At 33.3% G+C, this 12,182-nt stretch carries 13 protein-coding genes and 1 pseudogene; 10 read left to right on the top strand and 4 right to left on the bottom strand.

Annotated features, from left to right (window positions below):
- Positions 1 to 3 precede the first annotated feature (3 nt).
- A complete protein-coding gene (locus tag JRC48_RS03400) occupies positions 4 to 516 on the bottom strand; it encodes a YcxB family protein (protein ID WP_235070468.1) in 513 nt (170 codons plus the stop codon).
- Positions 517 to 791: 275 nt separating this feature from the next.
- Here JRC48_RS03400 and JRC48_RS03405 point away from each other — a divergent pair.
- Positions 792 to 1,924, top strand: a protein-coding gene (locus tag JRC48_RS03405) for an IS3 family transposase (RefSeq protein WP_235070469.1) whose coding sequence is annotated in 2 segments (ribosomal slippage) — positions 792 to 1,053 and positions 1,053 to 1,924 — 1,134 coding nt in all. Because the reading frame shifts where the segments join, the coding sequence is not laid out codon by codon here.
- Between the two features lie 17 nt (positions 1,925 to 1,941).
- Positions 1,942 to 3,073, top strand: a pseudogene (locus JRC48_RS03410) (IS3 family transposase).
- A 95-nt stretch (positions 3,074 to 3,168) separates the two neighbouring features.
- Here the strand turns inward: JRC48_RS03410 and JRC48_RS03415 are convergent.
- Both JRC48_RS03415 and JRC48_RS12755 read right to left on the bottom strand, forming a co-directional pair.
- Positions 3,169 to 3,552, bottom strand: coding sequence for a hypothetical protein (locus tag JRC48_RS03415; protein ID WP_235070470.1), 384 nt, complete (start codon positions 3,550 to 3,552; stop codon positions 3,169 to 3,171).
- A 462-nt stretch (positions 3,553 to 4,014) separates the two neighbouring features.
- The gene (locus JRC48_RS12755) at positions 4,015 to 4,122 is read right to left on the bottom strand and encodes a YjcZ family sporulation protein (protein WP_235070440.1); all 108 of its coding nucleotides are present in this window, start codon (positions 4,120 to 4,122) and stop codon (positions 4,015 to 4,017) included.
- Positions 4,123 to 4,732: 610 nt separating this feature from the next.
- Here JRC48_RS12755 and JRC48_RS03425 point away from each other — a divergent pair.
- The 6 genes from JRC48_RS03425 to JRC48_RS03450 all read left to right on the top strand — a co-directional run bounded on the left by JRC48_RS03425 (position 4,733) and on the right by JRC48_RS03450 (position 9,650).
- Positions 4,733 to 5,347 (top strand): PH domain-containing protein, encoded by a 615-nt coding sequence (locus tag JRC48_RS03425; protein WP_235070471.1) that lies wholly within the window; start codon positions 4,733 to 4,735, stop codon positions 5,345 to 5,347.
- A 106-nt stretch (positions 5,348 to 5,453) separates the two neighbouring features.
- Complete coding sequence (locus JRC48_RS03430; RefSeq protein ID WP_235070472.1) at positions 5,454 to 5,729, top strand: hypothetical protein; 276 nt, start codon at positions 5,454 to 5,456, stop codon at positions 5,727 to 5,729.
- Between the two features lie 467 nt (positions 5,730 to 6,196).
- A complete protein-coding gene (locus JRC48_RS03435; protein ID WP_235070473.1) occupies positions 6,197 to 6,391 on the top strand; it encodes a DUF4177 domain-containing protein in 195 nt (64 codons plus the stop codon).
- A 140-nt stretch (positions 6,392 to 6,531) separates the two neighbouring features.
- Positions 6,532 to 7,041 (top strand): GNAT family N-acetyltransferase, encoded by a 510-nt coding sequence (locus JRC48_RS03440; protein WP_235070474.1) that lies wholly within the window; start codon positions 6,532 to 6,534, stop codon positions 7,039 to 7,041.
- Between the two features lie 279 nt (positions 7,042 to 7,320).
- A complete protein-coding gene (locus JRC48_RS03445; protein WP_235070475.1) occupies positions 7,321 to 9,135 on the top strand; it encodes a hypothetical protein in 1,815 nt (604 codons plus the stop codon).
- A 134-nt stretch (positions 9,136 to 9,269) separates the two neighbouring features.
- The gene (locus JRC48_RS03450) at positions 9,270 to 9,650 is read left to right on the top strand and encodes a MerR family transcriptional regulator (protein WP_235070476.1); all 381 of its coding nucleotides are present in this window, start codon (positions 9,270 to 9,272) and stop codon (positions 9,648 to 9,650) included.
- Positions 9,651 to 9,735: 85 nt separating this feature from the next.
- Here the strand turns inward: JRC48_RS03450 and JRC48_RS03455 are convergent, their stop codons facing one another.
- Positions 9,736 to 10,671 (bottom strand): L-lactate dehydrogenase, encoded by a 936-nt coding sequence (locus tag JRC48_RS03455; protein ID WP_235070477.1) that lies wholly within the window; start codon positions 10,669 to 10,671, stop codon positions 9,736 to 9,738.
- Between the two features lie 227 nt (positions 10,672 to 10,898).
- On the opposite strand from JRC48_RS03455, the gene JRC48_RS03460 reads away from it, so the two are divergent.
- Complete coding sequence (locus JRC48_RS03460; protein WP_235070478.1) at positions 10,899 to 11,375, top strand: hypothetical protein; 477 nt, start codon at positions 10,899 to 10,901, stop codon at positions 11,373 to 11,375.
- Positions 11,376 to 11,519: 144 nt separating this feature from the next.
- Positions 11,520 to 12,167, top strand: a complete 648-nt coding sequence (locus JRC48_RS03465; protein ID WP_235070479.1) for an SIMPL domain-containing protein — start codon at positions 11,520 to 11,522, stop codon at positions 12,165 to 12,167.
- Positions 12,168 to 12,182 lie beyond the last annotated feature (15 nt).

Genomic DNA, 12,182 nt, shown 5'->3' on the forward strand with positions numbered 1-12,182 from the left:
AGACTATACATTACTCACTTTTTTTATAAAATTATCTTTTAAATCCTTATCTAAATATCTAATTGGAACAATATGTGCAGTAATTGCACTTGTATAAATAGCAATTATATCATCATAAATTTTTACATCTTTTATAGTATTTATTTGCATGGTTTCAGAAGAAGATTTATTATATACAGTTATAGTTTCATTATCTATGATCATCTTCTTTTTTCCAAAGATTTCTGAGTTATCACCTTCATTTATTAATTTTTCAGTTTCTTTTTGTATTAAGTATCTATACTGCTTTGGATAAGTAATCATCCATATTAGTAAAAATAATATGGCTATAATAGTCCAGTAAATACTTGGTTGATTAAATAAATTAGTACCTATGAAGTATATAGGTAAAGAAAATAATACAGGTATTACGTATCTTAATAAGTTTAAATTCTTCTTCTGAGAAGGTGAATTTTCGGTATGGTACAGGTTAAATTTAATATAATCTTCTTTTGTAACCTCAAATTTAATTTCCATTTTATCCTCCCAAAAATGTTGTTTAGAATAATTTTATTCTCAATATATAACAATTGCGAACTTAATTATATTATACGAAATATTCGATTATTTTCCAATTATAAAATGGTTTCATTAATTTGAAGTAAAGTTCCTTATTTTAGGTTAACTCAATGAATCTATTTCTAATAGTGGTACTAGTTACATATGTATCCTTGGATAGGTTACAATTAATTAGACAGTTTTTTTAAGGTCATGTAAAATGATAAATTATATTAATCTAAAGGAGCTTTAACATGACCCAAACGAAAACTCGTAGACCTCGCCGTACTTATACAGATGAATTTAAAACTCAATTAGTCCAGCTTTATTTAAATGGGAAACGTAAATGTGATATTGTTCGCGAATACGATCTTTCACCCTCTGTACTCGACAAATGGATTAAACAATCGACTTCTACCGGTTCTTTTAAAGAGAAAGACAACCGAACAGACGAAGAAAATGAATTGATTCAACTTCGTAAGAAGATTAAACAACTTGAAATGGAAAATGATATTTTAAAGCAAGCCGCGCTGATCTTAGGACGAAAATAAATGTGATTAAAAACAACACTCACAAATATTCTGTTTCAGCGATGTGCAAAGTCCTTCAGGTGTCTCGTAGTACCTATTATTATGAATCTAAAGCGAACAAAGATGAGTCTCAACTAGTGGCGGATATCGTTGAGATTTTTCGTCGAAGCCGAAATAACTACGGAACGCGAAAAATTAAACACGAATTAAACAAAATGGGACAACAAGTTTCTCGTCGTCGCATCGGTCGTATCATGAAACAAGTTGGTCTAGTATCAAACTATACGGTCGCTCAATTTAAGCCGCATTCAGCAAAATGTAACGAAGCTAGGATCGAAAACATCGTGGATCGTCACTTTGATAAGCAGCCTTATTTAAACGTGGTTGTCAGTGATTTAACATACGTCAGAGTCGGTCATCGCTGGCACTATCTTTGTGTACTTATTGACCTATTTAATCGTGAAATTATCGGTTATAGTTCGGGTCCTAATAAGGATGCAGAATTAGTTAAGAAGGCTTTTTGTACAGTCAAAACTAACCTAAGTCAAATCAAGATCTTCCACACAGATCGGGGAAATGAATTTAAGAATCAAATCATTGATGAGATTTTAGATACGTTTAACATTGAGCGATCACTCAGTATGAAGGGTTGTCCTTATGATAACGCTGTCGCAGAAGCGACTTATAAAGTCATTAAAACCGAATTTGTAAACAATCAAAGGTTTGAAACACAAGAACAATTAGGCTATAAATTTGCCGATTACGTTAACTGGTATAATAACCATCGGATTCACTCTTCACTGGGATACTTATCCCCAGTTGAATATCGTCAAAATACCCTTAAAAAAGTTGTTTAGTTTAGTGTTGACAATCCATTTATTTAAATGGGAAACGTAAATGTGATATTGTTCGCGAATACGATCTTTCACCCTCTGTACTCGACAAATGGATTAAACAATCGACTTCTACTGGTTCTTTTAAAGAGAAAGATAACCGAACAGACGAAGAAAATGAATTGATTCAACTTCGTAAGAAGATTAAACAACTTGAAATGGAAAATGATATTTTATACCCGCAAGGGGTACGCCGAAGCAAGCAGCGCTGATCTTAGGACGAAGATAACTGTGATTAAAAACAATACTCACAAATATTCAGTTTCAGCGATGTGCGAAGTCCTTAACGTGTCTCGTAGTACCTATTATTATGAATCTAAAGCGAAGAAAGATGAGTCTCAACTAGTGGCTGATATCGTTGAGATTTTTCGTCGAAGCCGAAATAACTATAGGGTCCCCGTCCTTTCCGAAGGAAAGGTATCCTCCTTTGATGGGCAGTAGACGCGAAAAATTAAACACGAATTAAACAAAATGGGGCAACAAGTCTCACGTCGTCGCATTGGTCGTATTATGAAACAAGAAGGCCTGGTATCAAACTATACAGTCGCTCAATTTAAGCCACATCCAGCAAAATTTAACCAAGATAAGGTTGAAAATATCGTGAATCGTCACTTTGATAAGCAGCCTTATTTAAACGTGGTTGTCAGTGATTTAACATACGTCAGAGTCGGTCATCGCTGGCACTATCTTTGTGTACTTATTGACCTATTTAATCGTGAAATTATCGGTTATAGTTCCGGTCCCAATAAGGATGCAGAGTTAGTTAAGAAGGCTTTTTGTACAGTCAAAACTAACCTAAGTCAAATCAAGATCTTCCACACAGATCGGGGAAATGAATTTAAGAATCAAATCATTGATGAGATTTTAGATACGTTTAACATTGAGCGATCACTCAGTATGAAGGGTTGTCCTTATGATAACGCTGTCGCAGAAGCGACTTATAAAGTCATTAAAACCGAATTTGTAAACAATCAAAGGTTTGAAACACAAGAACAATTAGGCTATAAATTTGCCGATTACGTTAACTGGTATAATAACCATCGGATTCACTCTTCACTGGGATACTTATCCCCAGTTGAATATCGTCAAAATACCCTTAAAAAAGTTGTTTAGTTTAGTGTTGACAATCCAATTTTAAGTAAATGTTGATAATAAAAATAATAAAGCGGACAGATATACTGTCCACTTTATTTAAGTACCCTAATAAGTTATTTAATCTTTTTAAATTTGTAAAAGAGTTTACCTACTACGTATCCGACAATTCCAGACATCAAATATATCTTACTGTAATGATACATTGTAGAAAATAAATGACGTGTGTCGTGAGTATGTAAAACAATAATAAATAGCATTGTTGCTAAAATAGAAACCCCTAATGATACGAATATATTGATACGATTTAAAGCACTTACGATGGCTTGTATCAGAATCAACAAAGGAAATAACACTACCAATGAAATAACCATAATCCCTTTAACAAAATCTAATGCTCCAGTGGCATTGAGAGAAGTGGAAGAAAGAATTGTTAAGAATATTATGATCATTGTATAAATGGCAGGAAATAAAGTTATAACAATCGTTTTCTTTTTCATAAATCCCTCCTATTGAGTCATAATTTAATTCCATTATACAATTTATACCAAAAAATAACAATTAAATTATAGAGGATATTTTGATAATTAGTTATGCAAATTTTGTGTTAAATATCAACACTTTTTTTAAAACAGTGCCTTTATTAATCAGGAGATCCCGCTACCATGAAGAACTTAAACTTCATAATCCACCATCAATAACAGTAAATGGATAGGCGAATCATGTCAGAAAAGAGTGACATCATTCGCCTGATGGATTAATAAATACTCAATCCTTGTCTATCACCATGACTGAAGGTGGGATGTATTCATCTAGAACTACGGACTTTGGAGATGTTTTTAATTAGTTATTTGATCAAATAGATCATTAATTAGACATTTTTTGTGAAATAGAAAAGGAAATAGGCGTACCTATTTCCTTTTTATTAAAGACGTTTATTTAAAAACGTTTCGAAATCTTTATTATCGTCCGCAGACACAACCAATAATAACTAAAAGAATAAATAATACTAAAATAAAAGCAAAATTATTATTTGAACAACCAAACATATTTACCACCTCATCTAACATCTAGCATCTTGTGCTCAATATATTATATGTTTTAATTTGTAATTGGTGAATTTATAGAATGCTTTGAAAAATGAATTAAATAGAACTTTCAATAGGTGCGAGCTATGCTATCATTTATAAATTAGTGACGAGTAAGAACTTTATGATAGAGAATGATATTAATTGTATGACTGAAGGGGATTATCTAGAAGGCATCTCATATTCTTGATTTAACAGGGGTAAAAATTGATTAAACTCATCTTTTTGCAAACAGGATATAAAACATCAATTTCAATAATCAATGATCTCGCGCTACCAGGCATGACTAAACTTCAATACTCAAAATTAACAACAGAAAACGGATAGGTAAATCAGATTTATCACATCATTCGCCATTTCTTATTGGATTTTTAATACGCAAACTAACATGAACCGTCCATCCTCAAAGTGCCCGACATACTATTGTCTGTTCAAAGTGGAGGCCAGTGGGTTCGTTGTTATTTTGCTAATGGAAAAATTTAAATGTTGACTTTAGTCTAACTAATTATATCACTCTATTTTGGATCTTTTATCCAATCATAAAAAGAATTATGCTATAATTTTCTTATTATTTAGTAAAGGAGAGAATAAAATGTTAAAAAAGTTTGCAGCTGATGCTTTAGGAATTAGTGATATTGGGAAAATTATTAGTCCAGAGGATTACGATAAAGTAATCGCAGATGACTATATTATGCATGAAGACGAAGAGAAAATTTTCTTTCTCATTAAATCTAAAACGGATGAATATTGTTTTACGAACTTAGCATTCATTCATGTCGATGGGACATCCGCTGTGAGCAGTAAACGTCTGATTAAGCGATATGATTACTATAAACACAAAATCAGTGATGTTACGATTGAAACAGCAGGTACAGTAGACCTTGATTGTGAATTAAAATTTAGAATGGATGAACAAGCTTTTTCAATCGATGTGACTCGTCATCAATTAGAACAGTTAAAAGATATTTATAAGGCTCTCATTAAAATTTCTCATGTTATTGAAGAAAATCGTCTGTTACTAGAAAAGTCAGAAACTTCATTGAGCATTGCTGCAACTGCTTGTGGATCACAACGCCAAGAAAGTGGGAATGTACTAGAATATTTTATTAAAGTGAATGAGTACTCATTTAACTGGATGAAACAATCACGTGACCTTTATATTCAAAAAGACTTCGGTAATATTTTTAAAAATTATATTAATAATTAAATATATTAAGAATTCTATTCTAGAATCCATTATTAATGCAGGTACAGCTTTAGCAAACCAAGTTGACTAATGGTTATTTAAAATATATTAAAAATGGAAGGTTAGTATGGACAAATCAATGATGAAGAGAAATATTATCTCGTTAGTGTGTTTTTGTATTCTTTTTGTAGCAAGTAACATTCAAGTTTTATGGATGAATGAATTATTGTGGTTATGTGATGTTTATGGGATAGAGATAAAATATTTGAGTCCTTTTAATTTCTCGATTTCTAATTATGAAAATTCTATATCTTTATTGAACTTAGGAGCAATAGCAGGGATTATAGGAATATTTTTTTCTATATTTCAGATTATTGAAAATAAAAAAAGAGAGCAAGAATAAAACAACAGTTTCAGTTTTGGGGTTGAAAAAACGAAACATTTTTCAATAGGTTATTTGTAATCCCTTAGTGTTTAAACGGCTTCATGATAAACGAGTCGTTCAAACGCTTTAAATCATCAAAGGTAGTAAGACCCCCCACACGACACAAAGTGCGGTGTGGGGGGTCTTATCTTTTTGAGGAAGAGTATTTTGTATATTAATTACAAAATGCGTGAACAAAGTAGTAAATCCACTCAGCAAAATTCCAAATGCCATAAAGAACCCAGGCCGTCCAAAAATCCATTGCAATCACCTCATTATTATGATGCGAGATTTTTTTAAAAAAATCTAAGGTTGTCTGTACTTTGTCAATATTCTTACATGAATGCAAATATTTTGGTATCTATGATTTTTCAAGAAAACGTGTAAGTAGGGATAATATAAAGGATAGGAATAGAGGATTATGATTTTATTAAGGGGGACTATTAGTGTTTATAGAGGTACCGCTAAAGCAGGGATTTAAAGTGAGAAAAGGTGATCATTTTGAAGAATGTAAAACGATTATTCATGAAGAAGCTAACAATGGGTGTCGGTTAAACCAAGTAGTCATTCCACCCACCGATCATTCAGGTGAATATTTTTCATATTGTTATCAGATCATCTTTGAAAAAAAGATAGGTTAGTCCAACGTCTTAATTGATATATTGATGTTAATTTGAATAAAAACTCCTTGACTCTACCCTGATAGGACACTTTATACTGATTACAGAGTTTTGTCTAACAACTGTCAGACATTATAAAGTAAATGAAAAGGAGAGCTACAATGAACGTTCATTTTGAAGTCGTTAAAGAAGCAGAATATGAGGTATTTAGAAAAGATGTGAAAGATATTTTTTCGATTGCTGTGAAAGAAGAGTTCGGAGAACTTGAAGATGAGGTCATCACTGATGAAGAAATTAATGAGTCTTTAGATAAACCGAAGGCACAAGTTTATTATGTCTATGTCGATCAAAAGAAAGTAGGTGGCGTTGTTTTAGAAATAGATGATGACACTCACCATAATTCGGTTGAGTTGTTATATGTTTATCCGAACTGTCACAGTCAAGGAATCGGTTATACGATTTGGAAAGGAATAGAAGAAAAATATCCAGAAACGAAAGTCTGGGAACTAGTCACACCTTATTTTGAAAAAAGAAACATTAATTTTTATGTGAATAAATGTGGATTTAAAATTGTCGAGTTTTTTAATAAATATCATCCAAATCCAAAGTTAAAAAAAGATGAAAATGGGTTTAAAGAGGACTTTTTTAGATTTCAAAAAATCATGAAATAATGCATCATTAACGAAGTACAGCAAGAACGAATTAATATACCTGTAACATTTCAATAATTACAAAAGGTAGAACGCATTAGCTTCTACCTTTTTAGTTGCCAAAAAGTCGGATGATTCATGAGTTGCCCGAGGTTGTCTCAATATTGACACACGAATATGGACGCTTTATGAAACATATACATTAATAGATTTCTTCCTTTTATGAATGAAAGGTGAGGTTAATGTGAAATAAAAGGGGTTAAATTAAATAAACAGGTTAAAAAGTGTGGGGATGAAAAGATGAGATTACAGGAATTAGGAATTAATAAGGGACAAGTGATGGCCATTTCAAAGGAAGAGGAATCTGATGAAGAAGTTCTACTGGTGAAAAATGAGACTGAAACGGTGTATGTTTTAAAACGTCACATTAAGATTAAAAATGCAATGAATGCGATTGGTCGGCATGTTGAATACATTTATGAACCTTTTAAAAATGATCGCCAATACGCTAGTGTGTCAAAAGTTCAAGAGCTGGCGTTAGCCGCTTTAAATGAACAATTTAAAAAAAATCCTAATCAAGACTATGTCGCTGAGGTCGTTCAAGTTCAAAAAAATCGTGCTAAAGTGAGAGTCAATCATTGCATCGCCACGTTAAATCTCTTTGATTTAAGTGACGATCCGATTAGAATGTGTGATTTAATAAAAAACAACGATCAACTTAACGTGCGAATTCAAATGATTAAAAATAATTATGTTCAAGTTGAACCCGTTAAGAAAAAAGTAGTCTTAAGACAGATGACGTTTGAAGATTTGAAAGAAGAGGATTTAGTTTATGGCGTTGTGAGTAAAATTGATTCCGATGAACGTGAGCGAGAGGGCCGATTTGAAAAAGTCAATCATGTCTTTGTTAGAATTGCTCATGAATTAGATATCTTAACGCCGCTTCCGCATTATTTTAACGTAGAAGTGGGGGATGAAGTCGTTGTTAAGATTAATCAACTTCATTCTGATGGACGAGCAAGAGGAAAAATTTTAATCCTGATTCAAAGAAAAACAGGAAAAGGACGTTATTCCATTGATTCTCTTTCTTCATTTTTAAAAAGAACCGATGATTTTACCGGTCAAATTAAACTTTTACGATATGACCAAAAAAGCGGTGAGAAAGTATATCTTCTCATCGGAAAGGATCAACAAGTTCTTCTTCCTTGTTCGGATCTTAATGCGTGCGGTTATCAAGGATCTGAGCTAACCTGGATTGGAAAAACAGTGACTGTTAAAGTGACAGAAGTAGCTGGACGGTTGCTAGGTTCAAAAAAACAAAAAGATGATGAAAACCGCCAATCGTTTATTCATCACTGGCAACGCCATCCCGATATGATTAAATTAGCTTATTTAAAAGAAATCGGCACCCTTGGTTATATTTTAGAGGTGGATCAAGAAGAAGTCTTTCTTTTAAAATCAGATTACGTGGGTGAAGAAGGTGCCGGCCCACTTCAAGTGCACGATAAACTTCATGTTCAATTAAAATCAGTTCAAGGATCTATCATTCATGTAAAATCAGTGACGCATTTAAAAAGCCAACAGTTAGCCGCTTTAAACTTAAAAGAAGAACACTTGAATCACACGTCTGGCTATTTGCTTCCAACGTATGACGGTGTGATTACAAAATTAATGAAAAAAGGAGCCTATATTAAACTACAAGGCCTTGATGTCTTTTTACCAAATACGTTGTTTTCTTTAGGTTTAAGTCGAGTCAAGGATGTGTATCAAGAACAAGAAACACTCTCTGTTAAAATTCATGCGCATAAAGATAAAAAAATTATTGTTCATGCGAATCCAAGATTTATTGAGCATACAGGATTAACCCAAGACGAGCTTAAAGTAGGGATGTTCGTTTATGGCGTTGTTCGTCGCATCATTTCAAAGGTCAATATTCAAACCAATGAAGAAGAGTTCATGATCTTTACATCGATTGGATTTAAGTTAGAGGGAATTTCTTCTAATCCCAAATATTTTGAGGTTGAGGAGGGCGATTGCGTCATTTTTAAAGTTAATCAAATTCGTGAAGAAGGAAAAATCCGAGGAAGAATTGTTCGAGCGTTAAGTGAAGAGTAAAACTTATCTAGCATCTAAAATTTCTCTTCTGATGAAGTGAAAAATCACGCATTTATTTTAAATCGAGGACTTGTGTTAGAGTGAACTTCAAATGATATAATAAAACCAAGATGACAGATAGGGGGAGAAATAGGATGACCATTACCGAAGTGAGTGTGAAATGTAACATCTCAGCGGATACTTTACGATACTATGAAAAAATCGGGTTGTTGCCTCCCATCAAACGAAATAGTCGTGGAAATCGTGAGTATACAGAACTAGATTGTAAATGGATTAACTTCATTAAGTGCATGAAAAATACAGGCTTATCAATTGAGAACTTAATTCAATACGTGACCTTATATCAACAAGGAAGTGAGACAACTGATCAAAGAAAAGAGTTGTTGATCGAACAACGACAGTCGTTAGTCGGTAAAATTGAAGAATTACAAAATATGCTTGCTTACTTAAATCTTAAGATTAATAATTATGAAAACAATACGTTAACTTTTAAAGAAAAACTTAAAAGTCTTTAATGGCCATGATAAAAAGATAAGTCGATTGACTTATCTTTTTTGTTTTTCATTAAAAACGTTGTCACTAGGTGTTTTAAAGATGAATTTATAGATTGAGTTGTTGAATGAACGATTTCATGAGCGATGCAGAGGTTTGAAGTTTTGTTAATTCACTGTCATTTAAATCAACGGCTAGTACTTTTTCGACTCCGTTTTTACCAATAATGGATGGTAAACTAAGTGACACATCCGATATACCGTACTCCCCATGTAAAACGGATGACACAGGTAGTATTCTTCGTTCATTTCTTAAAATGGCTTCCGCTACGACTTTGATCGCATCAGCGATGCTATAGCAGTTAGGACCTTTCATCTTCCAAACATCAAACGCTGTTTGTTTGACTTCATTTTCTATCCCTGCTTTAAAATCATCGTCTAGTGGAAATCGAATGACTTTAGCATAGTCTTCAACCAAGCAACCTGCAATCGTTGTTTTGCTCCAAGCAATGACTTGTGAATCACCATGTTCTCCAATCACATACCCATCAATTGAGCGTGCATCTAACTGAAAGACTTGGCTTAAAAAGTAGTTCAGCCTTGACGTATCAATGACCGTTCCTAAACCGATGACTCTTGATTGAGGCAGATGAGAGATTTGATGAGCGGCGTATGTTAAAAGATCAACAGGATTGGTGACGATTAACAGACAAGCATTAGGGCTGTAAGTTAGAGCTTGGGGAAGAATGTCTTTTAAGATGTCAATGTTTTTTTGAAGCGGGATGAGGCGAGACTCGCCCACCTTTTCAGGCACACCTACGGTGATAATGATTAAATCAGAGTCAGCACTATCTGCATAAGTTCCTGAATAAAGGGTGACTGGTTTTGATAAAGGGATGCCATGCGCGATATCAAGCGCATTTCCCATAGCTTGTTGAGAATTGATATCTATCATCACAATTTCATCTGCAATGGCATGCGTACATAACGTATAAGCCGTTGTTGCTCCTACGGCACCAGCCCCAATGATTGTAATTTTACTCACTTCTTAAACACCTCCATTAATAATGATGTGTTAGTTTATTTATACGATGGTTTAGGCGGAGTGTGAGGCTAATGAAGCAAAGATACGTTTTAAAATACTCATTCATTTAATTTTATGCACGTTTTACTTTATTAGGGAGCGCTTAAAATATTAGTTATCAAATGAATTAATAAAAACATATACTAGACTATAGTCATGAGATGAAGTCTTTAAGGGGAGTGTTTGGGATGGAGATTGAAAATTGTGTTGAGGTCAAGATAAGTGGTCCAAAAGATCAGATGAATCATTATTTAGAGTGGATTAAACAATCCGCAGAATATCGGTATGGCACGGGAGGTCATCAATCAAAGGAAAATCTGGATTATTATTTAACGGAATCGGTAAACGAGAACTCTTGTTGGAAATTTTCAAGTTCTAATTTAAAGCATAAAGTTCGTCTGTTTGAACGTGGAAAAAAAGAAGTGTTCAAATATCGAGTAAATTACATGATTAATTATAGTAATCATGAACTAACGGACGAGGCTTGGTTTCAGTTAAACGAAATGGATCATGAACAGGCTATTTTTCAGGATTTAGTGAATCACTTTAATCCGATGCCTACCTGTATCGCTAAGTTATGTCCCGATTTAAAGGTATCAATAAAGTGGGATAGTTACTATATTGAACATCAGTATGGTTCAAAATATGATGAAGATATGATTTAATCATTTGAAATTGCACAGTTTGACTAAAGGTGCAATTTTTTCATGCTTGAAACGATACATTTACGACACATTGTTTGGTTTATTGTGGAATTGTTTATGAAAGAATATGCTATAATGATAAAGATGAAAGGGAGGGGATTTAAGATGAGTCATCGATTGTTAACCGTTAAAGGAAGTGGGCAAGGGTCTTTACCACCAGATTACATCGAGATTTCAATGTTTTTAGAAGCTAAGGCAGAGCAATATGAAGAGGTTGTGCTCATTGCTCAAACGAAGCTTGAACAATTACGTGAGTGTTTAAAAGCCGTCGGTATTTCAACGACTGATTTAAAAACAACAAGTTTTAATTTAGATACAGATTATGAACAAGTTAAAGATGAAAGTGGAAATTATGTTCAAGTCTTTCGTGGCTATGTGATTCGCCATCGACTAAAACTAGGATTTCCATTAGATAATAAAAAGTTAGGAATGGTCGTTCAAGCGATTAGTAGTTGTCCATCGTATGCTGAGTTTTCCATTAAATATCTATTAAAGGATCAAAATCAATTAAAAGCATTAATGCTTGCAGATGCGGTTAAACAGGCAACGAATCAGGCACAAGTGTTAGCAAAAAGTGCAAATGTGACGTTAGGACCGATTCAAACGATTGATTACGGAACGGTTGATCTTCCGTTTCAACCTCGTGAAATCATGTATAATGAATTAGATAACTATTCAGTCGCTTTAATGGACTTGCAGCCGGAAGATATCACTGCAACAGAGACAGTAACGATTGTTTGGGAGATTTTCTAAGAAGCGATAACAAGT

Origin of the sequence: Turicibacter sp. TJ11 (genome assembly GCF_021497505.1) — a bacterium.
GTDB lineage: Bacteria > Bacillota_I > Bacilli_A > MOL361 > Turicibacteraceae > Turicibacter.